We start from the raw sequence: 16124 nt of genomic DNA, 5'->3' as shown, positions 1-16124 counted from the left end.
AGACCGGCCCCGGCTCACAAAGGAGCACTTACCAAGTTTGGGTAGACTTGAACTTTTCGATGCCGGCTTTGAAGGACGCAGCGATTTCGTCGTTGTAATCGCCCTTCTCGTTGACCTTCGCCATCAGATCAGCGTGTTCGCTGTTGAAGTAGGAGATCAGAGCCGCTTCGAAAGCACCGATTTTGTCCAGTTCCACGTCTTTCAGGAAACCTTCGTTCGCCGCGTACAGGCTCAGGCCCATCTCAGCGACGGACATCGGCGAGTACTGCTTCTGCTTCATCAGCTCGGTAACAGCCTGACCGTGCTCGAGCTGAGCGCGGGTAGCTTCATCGAGGTCGGAAGCGAACTGAGCGAAGGCTGCCAGTTCACGGTACTGTGCCAGTGCCAGACGTACACCACCACCAAGCTTCTTGATGATCTTGGTCTGGGCGGAACCACCAACTCGGGATACGGAGAGACCCGCGTTGATCGCCGGACGCACACCGGAGTTGAACAGGCTGGTTTCCAGGAAGATCTGACCATCGGTAATGGAGATTACGTTGGTCGGAACGAACGCGGAAACGTCACCACCCTGGGTTTCGATGATCGGCAGCGCGGTCAGAGAACCGGTCTTGCCTTTCACTTCACCCTTGGTGAACTCTTCTACGTAGTCGGCGTTAACACGCGCGGCACGCTCGAGCAGACGGGAGTGCAGGTAGAAAACGTCACCCGGGTAGGCTTCACGGCCCGGCGGACGACGCAGCAGCAGGGAGATCTGACGATACGCCCAGGCCTGCTTGGTCAGGTCATCATAGATGATCAGAGCATCTTCACCGCGGTCACGGAAGTATTCACCCATGGTCGCACCGGCGTACGGAGCCAGATACTGCATCGCTGCAGGATCAGCCGCACCAGCTGCGATCACGATGGTGTGGTCCATGGCGCCATGTTCTTCGAGCTTGCGCACGACGTTGGCGATAGTGGACTGCTTCTGACCGATGGCAACGTAGATACACTTGATGCCAGTGTTTTTCTGGTTGATGATCGCGTCAATCGCGATCGCGGTCTTACCGATCTGACGGTCACCGATGATCAGCTCACGCTGACCACGGCCAACCGGGACCATGGCGTCGATCGCTTTCAGACCGATCTGGACCGGCTGATCAACCGACTGACGGGCGATAACGCCCGGTGCTACTTTTTCTACAGCGTCGGTCAACTGTGTTTCGACCGGACCCTTGCCGTCGATCGGGTTACCCAGCGCGTCAACGACGCGACCGAGCAGTTCCGGACCAACCGGTACTTCAAGGATACGACCGGTACAACGGGCAGTCATGCCCTCGACCAGAGTCTGGTAGTCGCCCAGTACTACGGCGCCAACAGAGTCACGCTCCAGGTTCAGTGCCATACCGTAGACACCGCCCGGGAATTCGATCATTTCACCGTACATTACGTCGGCGAGACCGTGGATCAGGATGATACCGTCGGAAACGCTGACGATTGTGCCCTCGTTACGGGCTTCAGAAGACACATCAAGCTTCTCGATGCGCTTCTTGAGAATCTCGCTGATCTCAGATGGATTCAGTTGCTGCATTGTTATTCCTCACACTCAGGAATTCATCGCTTCGGCCAGTTTCGCCAGTCGTGCACGAACAGAACCGTCGATCACAAGGTCATCAGAGCGAATGACTACGCCGCCAAGGATGGACTTGTCCACCTGGGAGGTCAGTTTCACTTCGCGACCCAACTTGGTGCTGAGCGCCTGAGCCAGTTTCTGCTGCTGAGCGTCGTCCAGCGCGAAGGCGGTGGTCAGGTCGACATCGACCGACTTTTCCTGTGCCGCCTTGAGCTGTTCAAACTGCAGAGAAATCTCCGGTAGCAGCGCGAGACGCTGATTTTCCGCCAGCAGGAACGCGAAGTTCTTGCCGGCGTCATCCATCTGCTCTTCGCAGACGGAGATCAGCACCTCGGCTTTCTGACCGGATGTCAGCGCCGGGTTGTTCAGCACCTGGGCCATGGCGCTGTCCTTGACCACCAGAGCGGCGGTGGACAGCATCGTAGACCACTGATCGAGGCTACCCTTGTCGCGCGCGTACTCGAACGCGGCTTTGGTGTAGGGCCGAGCGACTGTATTGAGTTCAGCCATCGTTAACCTCGCTTAAAGCTCCGCGGCCAGTTTCTCAACCAGCTGTGCGTGCGCTTTCTCGTCAACAGAGGCTTCCAGGATCTTTTCAGCACCGGCAATTGCCAGCGTAGCCACCTGAGCGCGGAGTGCTTCCTTCGCCCGGTTAACTTCCTGATCGATTTCAGCCTGGGCAGACGCTTTTACGCGATCAGCTTCTTCGCGTGCCTGCTCTTTGGCTTCTTCGACGATCTGGTTAGCCCGCTTGTTGGCCTGTTCAATGATGGCGGCTGCCTCTTCCTTGCTTTTACGCATGTCTGCGGCGGCTTTTTCTTGAGCCAGTCGCAGGTCGCGCTCTGCACGGTCGGCCGCATCAAGACCTTCGGCAATCTTCTTCTTACGCTCTGCCAGGGCGCCGGTAATCGGCGGCCAGACGTATTTCATGCAAAATACGACGAAGAGGAAGAATGCAATGGCCTGACCAATGATGGTGAGATTGATATTCACGCCATTACCTCTCGCGGTTGTTATGTAAGTAGTAGGTACCCGACATTGGGTAAAACGCCATTTCTACTTAATTAAGCAACAGCGAACAGGACGTACAGACCCAGACCAACACCGATCATCGGGATCGCGTCGACCAGACCCATTACGATGAAGAACTGGGTGCGCAGCAGCGGTACCAGCTCCGGCTGACGCGCAGCGCCTTCCAGGAACTTACCACCGAGGATACCGATGCCAATAGCAGCACCGATTGCAGCCAGACCCATCATCAGAGCAGCAGCGATATACAGCAGTTCAGCCATTTTTTTTCTCCAGCAATTTTCAAGGTTTAAGTTGAAGTTTAAGGTTTAAAACGAACTCGGTTTCTATCTATCCGTCACTACGCTTAGTGATGATCGTGGGCCATCGCCAGGTACACGATTGTCAGTACCATGAAAATGAACGCCTGCAGCGTAATAACCAGGATGTGGAAGATCGCCCAGGGCACGGACAGGATCCACTGCGCCCAGAAAGGCAGCAGAGCGATCAGGATGAAGATCATTTCGCCGGCGTACATGTTACCGAACAGTCGCAGGGCGAGAGAGACCGGCTTGGCCAGCAGGCCTACCAGCTCAAGGAACAGGTTGAACGGCGCGAAGATCTTCGGCAGCGGCTGGAACGCCAGCTCACCGATGAAGCCGCCGATGCCCTTCATTTTGATGCTGTAGTAAACGATCAGGAACAGCACGCTGATCGCCATGCCGCCGGTGGCATTTACGTCGGTGGTCGGAACCACTTTCATGTAGCTGATACCCATTTCAGCGGCCACGAACGGAATCCAGTCGACCGGCACCAGGTCCATCAGGTTCATCAGGAAGACCCAGACGAAGATGGTCAGCGCCAGCGGTGCGATCACGGCATTTTTATGGTTAAAAATGCTTTTCACGTTGTCGTCGACGAACTCGATGATCGATTCAACAAAGTTCTGCGCGCCACCCGGCACGTCAGAGGTTACCTGTTTGGCAACCTTGTTGAAGAACCATACGAAAAGCACACCCAGCGCCACGGACCAAAACATGGTATCCACGTTGATCGCCCAGAAGCCCATTTCTGCAGCTTCGGCAGCACCGTGTGCGAATCCCCAACCGTTCTCCGGGTGGTTACCGAAGGTCAGGTTGGTCAAATGGTGCGATATATATTCTGAGGATGTAACTGTTCCACTCGCCATTCTCAGTCTCTCATAGTCAAAGTTTCAGGAAACGGTTATTCAGCCTCCACTGCAGCATCCACCCAGATAGTTGCAGCAGTATGAAGGTGAGAAATAGGGAAAATGGGCTCAGCGGATCGATCAGCACGAAGGTCGCGCTGAACAGGCCTGCGGCCAAAACCATTTTCCCTATTTCACTGGCATAGAGACTGATCACGACCTGCTGAGCAGTCTCGGCCGGTCGCTTGCTATAGAGAACCCGCCAGGTGAAATAGAGATTGGGCAGCAGGTACAGCATACCACCAAGCAACGCCGAGTAAGCCTCGACCGGGCCCTTGATGAGACAGGCTGCTGCCACCGCGACGAGCAAACCGCTCTGGATCAGATAAACCTTGAGAAACGCCTGCCTACTGCGTTTTTGCAACCGTCCGCTGCGTACCGCCGGCTGGATATCCGGTTGCCCCTTCGGCTCTGATCTGTTCAAAAGCCACCCTATTTCGGACGCAAAGTCCCCTTCAAATAGCGGCAAGATTATAGGGTTTAAGGGGGCAGCACTCAATAAAAGCTTGGAGTTTTTGCACTAATGTCTTAACGAACGGCACTAAAGCGGGGCGCCGGGCCAGTCAGACCCGGCTTAAATGACCGCTTATCGCAACAGATTGAGGATCGCGTCGAGCTCTTCCTCGGAGGTGAAACTCAGGCTGATCTTGCCCTTGCCCTTGTCATTGGATTTGACCTCAACGGGTACGGCAAAGCGCCGGGACAACTCGCTGGAGAGGGATTTGCAGCGCTCGCTCGGTTCAGGTTTCGGCCGCGGCAGGTTGCGACCTTCGAGGATCTTGCGCACAAGTGCCTCGGTTTGGCGCACAGACAGCCCCTTACCGACGACTTCCTTACCTGCTTCGATCTGGTGTTCTTCGCTCAGTGGCAGCAGGGCTCGGGCGTGGCCCATCTCAAGATCGCCGTGCTCTAGCAGGGTCTTCACCTCTGCGGTGAGATTCATCAGGCGCAGCAGGTTGGTGATGGTGGAGCGGGATTTGCCGACCGCATCGGCCACCTGCTGCTGGGTCAGTTCGAACTCGGTCTGCAGACGGTGCAGTGCGATCGCCTCTTCCATCGGGTTGAGATTTTCCCGCTGGATATTCTCGATCAGGGCCATGGCGATGGCCGCTTCGTCCGGCACATCACGGATCACGACCGGAATAGTGTCGAGCCCGGCCATCTGGGCCGCGCGCCAGCGACGCTCACCGGCGATAATCTCATACATCTCGCTATCCACGGGACGGATAACGATCGGTTGCATGACGCCCTGCAGCTTGATGGATGCCGCCAAATCTTCAAGCGCTTCGGGATCGAGGTCACGACGGGGCTGATAACGACCGCGCTGAATACGGTCAACCGGCATCGCCATCAATTCGCCGGGGACAGCTTCCTGACCGGAGGCGGCAGACTCTGCCACCTGATCAACGGATACCTGTTCCGCTTCCGGGCTTACACTCGACAGCAGGGCATCCAGACCACGCCCCAGTCCACGCTTTTTGACAGCCATGTTCAGTCTTCCTGTTCAGTCGCCACGCTCTCGGTGGGCTGCTCCTGCTCGGTACGGCGGATCAGCTCACCGGCCAGTGCCAGGTAAGCCAGAGCTCCGCGTGAATTCTTGTCATACTGCAGTGCCGGCATACCGTGGCTCGGCGCCTCGGCCAGCCGCACATTGCGCGGGATGACGGTGCGGTAAACCTTTTCGCCGAAGTACTCGACCAGATGATCGGAGACGTCCTTGGTCAGACTCATGCGCGGGTCGAACATGGTGCGCAATATGCCTTCGATCTTCAGCTTGGGGTTGAGCCGCTGGTTGATCTTGTCGATGGTGCCGACCAGTGCACTGATCCCTTCCAGTGCGTAGTACTCGCACTGCATCGGAATGATCACACCGTCGGATGCCGCCAGGGCATTGACCGTCAGCAGGTTCAGCGATGGCGGGTTGTCGATCAGAATGAAATCGTAACGCTCCATCACCGGCATCAGCGCCATCTTCAGGCGAAATTCACGCCGCGGCAGTTGCAGCAGCTCTACCTCGGCTGCGGTCAGATCGCCGTTGGCACCAATGAGATCGTATTTTACCGGCAGACCGGAAAGGATCGCCTCTTCGGCGCTGGCCTGGTCGGTCAGCAGCTCGTAAACCGAAGTTTCGAGCTGATGCTTGTCGGCACCGCTCCCCATGGTCGCGTTGCCCTGGGGATCCAGGTCGATCATCAGCACACGCTTGCGGGTTGCCGCCAGCGATGCGGCCAGATTAACCGCCGTCGTCGTCTTGCCGACACCACCTTTCTGGTTGGTGATCGTGAGGATCTTCGCCACGCTCAGGCTCTCCCTAGTTCATCAGGGGCAGCAGTGTTGACCGAAGATTCGGGAATGCCCCCCAGGATCAGCAGATGCCGCTCGCCATCCGTAGCCGGCAGGTTGAGCCTGTGGCTGGACTTCAACTGGAAACCCGGCGGCAGCTGTTCAAGTTCCGCTTCAGGATACAGTCCTTTCATGGCAAGAAAAACACCCTGCTCCGAACGCAGATGTGCGGTCCACTTGAGCATATCGGAGAGCGATGCGAAAGCACGGGAGACGATCTGATCGTAAGGCCCCTCTTCACACTGCTCCACCCGTCCATGAATAACGTGCAGATTGCTGATGCCCAGCTCCATCTTCACCTGGTTCTGAAAACGGGTTTTCTTGCCGTTGCTGTCCAGCGTGGTGACATCGAGTTCGGGACGCATGATCGCCAGCGGTATCCCTGGCAGCCCAGGTCCACTGCCCACATCGATCAGTCGCCCGCCGCGGATCCAGGGCAGGATACTGAGACTGTCGGTCAGGTGTCGGGTGATCATCTCGCGGGGATCACGCACAGCGGTCAGGTTATAGGCCTTGTTCCACTTCACCAGTAGCGCCAGGTAGGCAAGCAAAAGGTCAACCTGAGCATCGGTGGCGGTAACACCGATCGCTTTAAGCTGGGATTCAAGCGTGGCTCTGTATTCCTGCATCAACCGGCTACCTTCTGCTGTAACTGACGTTTTTTCAGATAAACCAGCAGCAGCGATATTGCCGCCGGTGTCATGCCCTGAATCCTTGATGCCTGAGCCAGGGTTTCCGGCTGATGCTGTTTCAGCTTGTCTTTCAGTTCGTTGGAGAGACCTCCTACGACGTCGTAGTCAAAGTCCGCCGGCAGCGGGGTGTTTTCCTGTCGCTGCATCTGGGCGATCTCATCCTTCTGGCGATCGATATAACCGGAATACTTCAGCTGGATCTCCACCTGTTCGGCGGCCTGCTCATGATCCACCGGTGTTCCCTTGAGATCGGCCACATCGGCATAGCCCATTTCCGGGCGCTTGATCAGATCCGCCAGGCTGTATTCGCGGTTCATCGGCGAGGTGAGCTTATCGGCGATTCGATCCGCTTCCGCACTGCCCGGCTGAATCCAGGTTTCTTTCAAACGCTGGGCTTCCTGCTCGATCGCTTCGCGCTTGTTGCAGAATGCAGCCCAGCGCTCTTCACCGACGATACCCAGCTTGCGGCCCTGCTCGGTCAGGCGCAGATCCGCGTTGTCTTCACGCAGCAGCAGGCGATATTCCGCCCGGCTGGTGAACATGCGGTAGGGTTCGGAGGTTCCATGGGTGATCAGATCGTCAATCATGACGCCGATGTAGGCTTCATCGCGACGCGGATACCAGCCCTCCTGCCCCAGCGCCTGTGCGGCCGCATTGATACCTGCAAGCAGTCCCTGTGCACCCGCTTCCTCGTAGCCGGTGGTGCCATTGATCTGGCCGGCGAAGAACAAGCCGCTGATCGCTTTGGTTTCCAGCGTGTGCTTCAGATCCTGAGGGTTGAAGTAATCGTACTCGATGGCGTAACCCGGACGGGTGATGTGCGCATTTTCAAAACCACGCATGGAGCGCACCAGCTCAAGCTGGATATCAAACGGCAGACTGGTGGAGATACCGTTTGGGTAAAGCTCGTGTGTGGTCAGGCCTTCCGGCTCGACAAAAATCTGGTGCTGGTCCTTGTCCGCAAAGCGGTGGATCTTGTCTTCGATGGAGGGGCAGTACCTTGGCCCCACACCACCGATCACACCGGTAAACATGGGCGAGCGATCAAGCCCCGAACGGATAATGTCATGGGTTTGCGCATTGGTATGGGTGATGTAGCAGTTGATCTGCTGCGGATGCTCATCACGGCTGCCCATGAACGACATGACCGGTGTCGGTGTATCGCCCGGCTGCACCTGCATCACCGAAAAATCGACGCTGCGGGCATCGATACGTGGCGGGGTGCCGGTTTTCAGGCGTTCAACCCTCAAAGGCAGCTCCCGTAAACGTTCAGCCAGACGCAGCGCTGGTGGATCACCGGCGCGACCACCGGAGTGCTGTTCCATACCGATATGGATTACGCCACCCAGAAAGGTACCGGCGGTCAGGATCACCTGGCTGGAACGGAAGCGGATACCACTTTGCGTGACCACACCGCCAACCCTGTCGCTATCGATAATCAGGTCATCAGCGGCCTGCTGAAAGATCTGCAGGTTAGGCTGGTTTTCCAGGATGTCACGGATCGCCGCTTTATAGAGTACCCGGTCAGCCTGTGCCCGTGTGGCCCGTACCGCAGGCCCCTTGCGTGCATTCAATACGCGAAACTGGATACCACCGCGGTCAGTTGCCCGTGCCATGGCTCCATCCAGTGCATCTATCTCCTTGACCAGATGGCTCTTCCCTATTCCCCCAATGGCCGGGTTACAGGACATCTGTCCCAGGGTTTCGATGTTATGGGTCAGCAACAGGGTACGTGCCCCTTTGCGTGCAGAGGCCAGAGCGGCTTCTGTACCGGCATGTCCGCCGCCAATAACGATCACGTCAAAGTGGTCGGGATAGTCCACTTCAGCACCTCACAGGATTTGGGGTTACACAGCTCAAGAGAGTGAGCCGCGAGAAAAGGAGCGGAATTATAGCGGTTTAAGACTGAGGAAGGAATGATCAAAAATTGTACAGCGTGTTTTCGAGCCGTTTCTCTTTAGGTATTTAAAGAAATATATCTTTTAAATAAAGAGAAGATTGTTGTGGTTACTACTAATAGCCCGGCTGTTTTCTCTGGGTAAGACGAATTTACTTTTATAAATCATAGATATACAGAGATAGCAGCACTGTATAGCACCTGAGGTGTAGTTGGCCACAGCCTCTGGACGCTTTGTTGATAAAAACGGGAGTTTTGCACAGGGTAATTCCATGAACAGATCATTCACGGCTTGTTCCCCCGATTCTATACACACTACTCACAAGTTTATGTGAACAACTTGATTGTTAAGAGCCTTGTTGACCGGTGATGGCATAGTATCAGAAGAAATTGTGTGTAAGTCCAGCAAAGGTAAAAAGTGGTTCCTGAGGTACTGTTGAAAACCTAGGGACAATGTTTTTAGTAACAGGCTGCTAACGCTGAACGGCTTCTGTGAATAGTTTTATCTGTGAGTATGTGTGCTTATCAAATAAAATATATTTATCAGATACTTAAACACACATTAACGAACTGTTTTTTGTGAATAACCTGTAAGTAACAGCGAATTCAAACATCGTAAACACTGCGCAAATATATCCACACCCCCAGGAATGTCAGCAGGTGTGGATTAAACAGAGGCTGATAATCCACCAAACGGTGGAAAAGTTTTTTGCTAAAGTTATCCACATAGCGCAAATTAAGGTGTGAAAGATGACCGGCGACCTGTTCGGTTCGTTAAATCGTATCGATATAGAAACAGATGCTGTGCTTATTAAAGCCTACGCAGCAGCGCATACGGATTGGGTGCTAACCGAGTTGCGCGGAATTTTGCGACAGGCGCCGCTGCGCAGCATGCGCGTACCCGGCGGTCATTCGATGTCGGTTCGGACCAGCAGCTGTGGTGAATATGGCTGGGTTACGGATGAAACTGGCTACCGCTACGTCAGGCAGGATCCAGTGACGGGTCTGCCCTGGCCGGCGATGCCGAAAAGTATGCTCGAACTGGCACAACGCGGGGCCCTGGATACTGGCTTCGCGGGTTTTGCGCCTGACTCCTGCCTGATTAACTGTTATCGGCCAGGTGCCAGGATGGGACTGCATCAGGACAGGGACGAGTGCGACTTTAGCCAGCCGATCCTTTCACTTTCGTTCGGCTTACCGGCGACCTTTCTGTTTGGCGGTCAGAGGCGCAGGGATCCGGTGAAGCGTTTTCCACTGGAACATGGCGATCTTCTGGTGTGGGGCGGGGTCTCACGAATGGTTTATCACGGTGTTGCCCCTCTTGCGCGGGCAACTCACCCGCAACTCGGCGAGCTGAGGCTCAACCTGACCTTCCGGCGGGCAGGTTAGCGAGCCGTGCCGGCTGCTCAGTTGGGGGCCGGCCGCCAGCCGGCTACCGCTGCGCGAGTGCTCGTCAGTTCAGATACTGTTCGATATCCACTTCATCGATCTGTTCTGGCTTCAGGTAGCGCTGCGCGTACACCTTGTAGATCCCCTCACTGAGGAAGAGATCAAACAGATCTGGATCTATATGCTGATCCTTTTTGAAGAAACTCAGAATACGGATAGATTCCGACAGGGTTTTCGCTTTTTTGTAGGGGCGGTCGGAGGCGGTCAACGCTTCGAAGATATCGGCGATGGCCATAATGCGTGCCGGAATCGACAGATCGTCGCGGGTCAGTTGCCTCGGGTAGCCGGTTCCTATCAGGGTTTCGTGGTGGGCCCCGGCAATCTCCGGTACGCGCTTCAGGTTGGGGGGGAACGGCATCTGTTCGAGGATGGCGATAGTCTGGATGATATGCTCGTTGATCTTGAAGCGCTCTTCGGCAGTCAGGGTGCCCCGACTCACGCTGAGGTTATGCAGCTCTCCCTGATTATACAGATACTCGGGTATCTCCATCTTGAAGCCGAATTTATCGTCCAGCGCGTTACTGGGGGGGCGCTCGATGAGATGCTCGGGCCTGTCGCTGAGCAGGTTTTCCTCGCAGGGCAGCGGATTTGAGCTGTCTGGATAGCGCAGCAGCTCTTCATGGGACAGGCCGATACGGTTATCAAAATATCTGAGCCAGGTCTGGGCGCCGATCTGGCGAATCCGCTCGATTTTATCATCGCTGAGAAATTCTCCTCCTTCGTTACAGCTGGCGATAAACGCGAAATCGTCCTGCAGCTGCTGTTTGCGCGCTTCGAAGCGGGCTTTTGCGCCAGCTGGATCCTCTCCCTCTATATGGATCGCCTTTAAGTGCTCTAACTGGGCATCACGCAGCAGCACTTCGAACCGGGTTCGGATTTCGTGAATCCTGTTGTTGATGGTCTCCAGCTTGGTGGCTTTGTCCACCACGTGTTCAGGTGTGGTCACCTTGCCACAGTCGTGCAGCCAGGCGGCGATCTTGAACTCGCGCCACTCTTCGTCGCTATTGAAACTGAACTCTGCGAAGGGGGCGTCGTTGCTATTGCTGGCGGCTTCACAGAGCATCGTTGCTATTTCTGGCACGCGCTCACAGTGGCCGCCGGTGTAGGGGCTCTTGGCGTCGATAGCACCCGCGATCATCTCTATCATCGCATCCATCATTTTCCTCTGTGCCTGCACCAGATCCAGGTTTTCCATGGCAACGGCGGCCTGGGTCGCCAGCGCTTCCACGAAGGGGATGTGTTTTTCGCTGAAACTGTGCACGTCTCGACTTAATGGATCTACAGCGTTGATCAGCACAACGATCCCTCGAAGATTGGTATCCGAGAGCAGCATCGGGACGACGAGAACAGACTTGAGCGGCTCGCCGGAGGCGAGTCGGAGTTCTGGCCAATGCTCGGACTTCAGCCTGGGATCATCTGCCTCGCTGACCCGCTTGATCGCCTGGTCATGAAAGGCGGCGCTCAGCAGGCCCGGGCTATTCGACGTATCAGGGTCGATCGCCCCGGGCCAGCCCTCGGACAGGTTACGCTGCGCAATGGGGTTTAACAGCCCGTCTTCCGACCTGGAAAACACCAACGCCGCCTGGCTGGGGGCGAGATCATTCATGCCGTCGAGTGTCATTTCCAGTAGTAGCGCCCGCTGCTGCAGGCGGCCCAGAGAGATGCCGTTCTCCACTAGTCGGGCCATCTTCTGCTGGGCGTCGGTGAGGTTATCCAGCATGGTATGAGCGAAGAATATGGAGAGCACCAGAGCAACGCCCAGCGCCACGGTTGACGCGGAGAACAGCATGCCAGCCATGGCGAACAGAGCGAAACCCAGCGCCAGCATCAGGGCGGAGAAGATCCCAAGAAACCCCAGCATCCAGACCGGGCGGTATTTAAGTATGGCGCCGAGCCAGGTTTCCGACTTGGGTACGAACCACACCAGTATCAGGCCAACGACCAGCACGATCCCCATCTCGGCCAGGGGAAGCCAGCTGGGGCGTTTAAGCAGAGTGCCGTCAAACAGGGATTCAATCAGTTGCGCCTGGATCTCTATCCCCGGTACCTGTTCACCCAGGGCGGTGAAACGCATATCTGACAGGCCGGCCCCGGTGAGCCCGATGATCACCAGCTTGCTTTGCAACAGCGCGGGGTCGAAATTGCCACTCATCAGATCCACAACGGAAAGATAGTGGTACTGCGTCGTTTTGAGCGGAGCATAGTGGAGCCACACATCACTGTTCGGCTGGGTCTCTACATCGAGATCGGCGACGCCGGCACTCTGGATACCCCAATCGGAAGCGGTGACCCGAATCGCACTGGAGCCGGTGGCGACGCGAAACATCTCCAGAGCCAGGCCGGGAACCAGAGAATCGTTTACCGCGGAGATCAGAGGAATGCGACGTATAGCACCGGCCTGGGCGGGAACACTCAGCAGTGCCTGGCCTGCCGCGGCGGCCTGAAACTGAGGTCGGCTGGCCAATACCCAGGGATAATTTTCCACGAATGGAAGTGGATCACTGCCGGTGATTTCAGGCTTTGCGCTGAGCAGGTGATTGGTGTTGGTATAGGCTTCGAAACTGAAGCCGGCGGCCCCGAGGACCGAAGGAGTGCTGCTGAGCGCCATCTCCAGCTGAAAGTCGCTGGAGGGCATGAGTTCAAGCTCTTTGATCAGGTATTTGTGCTCGGGTGCCAGACGTTCGGTCAAGCGCACGAGAGAGTTCTGGTCCTCTTCCGGCATGTAAAAATCGAGGCCGATGGCAGCGGGCTGGTATAGGTCGATCTGACCAATCATCTTGGCCAGCACGTCCCGCGGCCAGGGCCACTGGCCAAACTCGTGGAGACTTTTTTCATCGATAGCCACGATCGTGGCTGGCTGGGACTGGGGTTGCCGCGGCAGGATTTTCTGGTAGCTGTCAAACATCCACAGCTGCACACCCTGAATCGGGGCACGGATGAGTTCAACGCCGGAGGTAATTGCTTTTGGCAGCCGCTCTTTAATTGGTATCGGGAGCGCATGAATGGTCTCCAGAAGCAGTATGGCGAGCAGCAGCAGCGCCGCCAGCGGACGGCCCCCGGTAAACACCACCAGACGACGCAGGACTGAACGCTTGTTTGTGAGATATCTCAACATGCTGCGTACGCCCCGGTTAGAGTTCGCTGGCCTAGCGAACGATTATCTCAACGCGGCGGTTATCGGGTTCGGCCACATTGTCGCCGGTTTGCACCGCCAGCTCTCGCTCGCCCCGTCCCGCCGCTTCGAGCAGATCCAGAGAGATCCCCTCACGGCCTAGGATGTCGACTACCGTTTCAGCTCGCTGCTTTGACAGCCGGTCGTTGGCTTCGATGGAGCCGACGCTGTCGGTATGGCCAACCACCCTGATCTCTGGTGCCGGCCGATTGGCCAGGTCCGTTAACATCGCCTGTATCACAGCCGCGGAGTCGGGCGTCAGCTCTGTGGCCGAGCCAGTAACGAAACGCACGACAAAACTGGTGGGAGGCGGTGGTTGCGACGCCAGCAGCTGGCCGAACTGAGCATCCACCTCGTTCTTGCTGGCCGTAGCCGATTCAACCCTACCTTCGCCACCCACTCTGAGCGTGCCGTACGCCTGATCTACAGTCAGTGTCTCGGTGCCGATAGTGGCCAGCACCGCACCGACCTTACCCTCAGCATCGGGCAGCAAAATAATCCGGTCCATAGGATCGCAGCCCGGCTGCAGCTGTTGGTTGCTTTGAATCGAGAGTTTGATGCACTGGCCGACCGAGTCTTTGACCGGAACGCCGTCGGGGCTCATCAGGTAAGAGCCCGCATAAGCGACGCAGGCGAAGAGGTAAATCGGCGCGGCCAGCAGAGATATGGATAGCTTATTCATCACCGGCACCTCCGGCTGCCTCAATGATGAACTCGGTACCGCGCACGCCCAAAGTCATTGAGCCAGTGTTGAAGCGCACCGAGTCAGGATTGGCCTTGGACAGCTTGCCAGAAATTACCGCCAGGCTGCCTTTTTTGACGTTGGCATTGAGGCGGCCTTCGTGGGTGGTGGTATCAAAGGCAAAGTCGTTGATCACCATTTCCGAGTTTGGACCGGCGGTTAAGCGGGTGCCGTCGATCAATGTCACGGCGGCAAAGCTGGCGTTTTGTGTGGTGATCAGATCGCCGGTCATGACGCCGTCGCCGATTACGGGGGTCAGTGTATCCCCGGATCGATCGATGCTCACCGAGCCGTTGATCGCCTTGAATGTGCCTGCCCGCTCATCCGCGCCTGCGGGCAGCGCGGCCAGCAGGCTTGTCGTGAGCAGCGTTGAGATAAGGGATGTTCGAACACTCACCATTTCACCTCCGTGTGCTTGATCGAAGGAAACATCGGTGCGATGTCCCAGGCGGAGCTTGGGGGCAGATTAGGGCTGCCGGGTAGATAGCGCGATCGCCCCGCCGCTTGATGTCAGCCGGACGCGGCGAACGAGTCTATCTGGAATCTAGCACATATTTTCATCGGTACACGGGTTTCACCGCAGCGGGCTACCGGCTGTCGCCCCGCTCTATTTGCCGATACAGAATGAGCTGAAGATCCGTCCGAGCAGATCATCCGGGGTAAATTCACCGGTGATTTCGCCCAGCGCCTGCTGTGCCAGGCGCAGATCTTCGGCGAGCAGTTCGCCGGCGCTGGCGCTCTGTAATTGCAGCAGGCCGGTGTCGAGCAGCTCGCGGGCGCGTTCCAGGGCATCGATATGGCGACGGCGTGCCATGAAGCCGCCTTCAGTGGTCGTGCTGAAGCCCATCACCGATTTGAGATGCTCCCGCAGGAGTTCAACGCCGCCGCCCTGTTTAGCCGACAGCGCAATAAGTGTGTGCTCACCTACCTGCTCGATACGGGTTTTTTCACCGCTCAGGTCGGCCTTGTTCCGAATCAGTGTGACATGGTTCAGGTTATCCAGGTGCTCGCCAAGTTCTGGCCAGAGCGTCAGCGGATCAGTGGTTTCCGAGTGAGTGCTGTCGACCATCATCAGGATACGGTCCGCCTTGCGAATCTCTTCCCAGGCGCGCTCGATGCCGATTTTCTCCACTGCGTCTGGCGCATCACGTAATCCGGCGGTATCGATTATGTGCAGCGGCATGCCATCAAGATGGATATGCTCGCGCAGTACATCACGGGTAGTACCCTCTATATCGGTGACGATGGCGGTTTCGCGCCCGGCCAGGGCGTTGAGCAGGCTGGACTTGCCGGCGTTGGGGCGCCCGGCGATCACCACGGTCATGCCTTCGCGCAGCAGGCTACCCTGGCACGCCTCCTGCTGCACATCGGCGAGCTGGGACAGGATCGCCTGCAGGTCGCTGAGTACCTTGCCATCGGCGAGGAAGTCGATCTCCTCCTCGGGAAAGTCGATGGCGGCTTCCACATAGATCCTTAGCTGGATCAGCGCTTCGACGAGAGAGTGTACGCGTTTCGAGAACGCGCCCTGGAGTGAGCGCAATGCACTGCGGGCGGCCTGCTCCGAGGCGCTGTCGATCAGGTCGGCGATCGCTTCCGCCTGAGCCAGATCCAGCTTGTCATTAAGGAAGGCGCGCTCGGAGAACTCGCCCGGGCGTGCTGGTCTCGCTCCCAGTGCGATCAGCTCCTGCAGCAGCAGATCAAGAATTACCGGCCCGCCGTGGCCCTGAAGCTCAAGCACATCTTCACCGGTGAACGAGTTGGGGCCGGGAAAATAGATCGCGATACCCTGATCGATCTCTTCGCCCTGCTGGGCGTAAAAGCCGCAGTAGTGGGCGTGCCGGGGCTCGGGCTCGAAGCGCAGAATGCGCTTGCCAAGCTCCAGTGCCTTCGGGCCTGAGAGACGGATGATGCCGACGCCGCCACGTCCTGGAGCCGTGGCCTGGGCGACGATGGTGTCCTGTTCGATCTGCATGGCGTT

15 protein-coding genes are annotated in these 16124 nt (G+C 57.0%); 1 reads left to right on the top strand and 14 read right to left on the bottom strand.

Translation table 11 applies throughout. The features are described from left to right. Positions 1–28: 28 nt before the first annotated feature. The 10 genes from atpA to mnmG form a co-directional block, all read right to left on the bottom strand. On the bottom strand, positions 29–1573 hold the full coding sequence (gene atpA / locus ACQUQP_RS02010; protein ID WP_432697149.1) for a F0F1 ATP synthase subunit alpha: 1545 nt from the start codon (positions 1571–1573) through the stop codon (positions 29–31). 15 nt (positions 1574–1588) lie between these two features. Then, complete coding sequence (locus ACQUQP_RS02005) at positions 1589–2125, bottom strand: F0F1 ATP synthase subunit delta (protein WP_432697148.1); 537 nt, start codon at positions 2123–2125, stop codon at positions 1589–1591. Positions 2126–2137: 12 nt separating this feature from the next. Next, entirely contained in the window at positions 2138–2608 is a 471-nt protein-coding gene (locus tag ACQUQP_RS02000; RefSeq protein WP_432697147.1) for a F0F1 ATP synthase subunit B, read from the bottom strand. Between the two features lie 71 nt (positions 2609–2679). Beyond that, entirely contained in the window at positions 2680–2907 is a 228-nt protein-coding gene (atpE, locus tag ACQUQP_RS01995) for a F0F1 ATP synthase subunit C (RefSeq protein ID WP_027853452.1), read from the bottom strand. 83 nt (positions 2908–2990) lie between these two features. Further along, a complete protein-coding gene (atpB, locus tag ACQUQP_RS01990; RefSeq protein WP_432697146.1) occupies positions 2991–3812 on the bottom strand; it encodes a F0F1 ATP synthase subunit A in 822 nt (273 codons plus the stop codon). A gap of 16 nt (positions 3813–3828) precedes the next feature. Beyond that, positions 3829–4215, bottom strand: coding sequence for an ATP synthase subunit I (locus tag ACQUQP_RS01985; protein WP_432697145.1), 387 nt, complete (start codon positions 4213–4215; stop codon positions 3829–3831). Positions 4216–4437: 222 nt separating this feature from the next. Continuing rightward, positions 4438–5340: a ParB/RepB/Spo0J family partition protein gene (locus ACQUQP_RS01980; protein ID WP_432697144.1), complete on the bottom strand. Its 903-nt coding sequence runs from the start codon at positions 5338–5340 to the stop codon at positions 4438–4440. A gap of 2 nt (positions 5341–5342) precedes the next feature. Then, positions 5343–6149 carry a ParA family protein gene (locus ACQUQP_RS01975; RefSeq protein ID WP_432697143.1) on the bottom strand — a complete coding sequence of 269 codons (807 nt, stop codon included), beginning with the start codon at positions 6147–6149 and terminating at the stop codon, positions 5343–5345. A gap of 2 nt (positions 6150–6151) precedes the next feature. Beyond that, positions 6152–6823, bottom strand: a complete 672-nt coding sequence (gene rsmG / locus ACQUQP_RS01970; RefSeq protein ID WP_432697142.1) for a 16S rRNA (guanine(527)-N(7))-methyltransferase RsmG — start codon at positions 6821–6823, stop codon at positions 6152–6154. After that, positions 6823–8709, bottom strand: coding sequence for a tRNA uridine-5-carboxymethylaminomethyl(34) synthesis enzyme MnmG (mnmG, locus tag ACQUQP_RS01965; protein WP_432697141.1), 1887 nt, complete (start codon positions 8707–8709; stop codon positions 6823–6825). The genes rsmG and mnmG overlap by 1 nt, the downstream gene beginning before the upstream one ends. Positions 8710–9533: 824 nt before the next feature. Between mnmG and alkB the strand changes: the two genes are divergently transcribed. Beyond that, positions 9534–10172, top strand: a complete 639-nt coding sequence (gene alkB / locus ACQUQP_RS01960; protein WP_432697140.1) for a DNA oxidative demethylase AlkB — start codon at positions 9534–9536, stop codon at positions 10170–10172. A gap of 64 nt (positions 10173–10236) precedes the next feature. On the opposite strand, the gene ACQUQP_RS01955 is transcribed toward alkB, so the two are convergent. The 4 genes from ACQUQP_RS01955 to mnmE all read right to left on the bottom strand — a co-directional run bounded on the left by ACQUQP_RS01955 (position 10237) and on the right by mnmE (position 16118). Continuing rightward, entirely contained in the window at positions 10237–13347 is a 3111-nt protein-coding gene (locus ACQUQP_RS01955; RefSeq protein WP_432697139.1) for an HD domain-containing phosphohydrolase, read from the bottom strand. Between the two features lie 31 nt (positions 13348–13378). Further along, complete coding sequence (locus ACQUQP_RS01950; RefSeq protein WP_432697138.1) at positions 13379–14086, bottom strand: OmpA family protein; 708 nt, start codon at positions 14084–14086, stop codon at positions 13379–13381. Next, a complete protein-coding gene (locus tag ACQUQP_RS01945) occupies positions 14079–14543 on the bottom strand; it encodes a FecR family protein (RefSeq protein WP_432697137.1) in 465 nt (154 codons plus the stop codon). The genes ACQUQP_RS01950 and ACQUQP_RS01945 overlap by 8 nt, the downstream gene beginning before the upstream one ends. 210 nt (positions 14544–14753) lie before the next feature. Then, positions 14754–16118, bottom strand: a complete 1365-nt coding sequence (mnmE, locus tag ACQUQP_RS01940) for a tRNA uridine-5-carboxymethylaminomethyl(34) synthesis GTPase MnmE (RefSeq protein WP_432697136.1) — start codon at positions 16116–16118, stop codon at positions 14754–14756. Positions 16119–16124: the final 6 nt, after the last annotated feature.

The sequence above is a fragment of the Marinobacterium sp. YM272 genome, from assembly GCF_050908845.1.
Classification (GTDB): domain Bacteria; phylum Pseudomonadota; class Gammaproteobacteria; order Pseudomonadales; family Balneatricaceae; genus Marinobacterium_D.
Note: the sequence above shows the minus strand (reverse complement) of the source record. Positions and strands in the feature narration are given on the sequence as shown.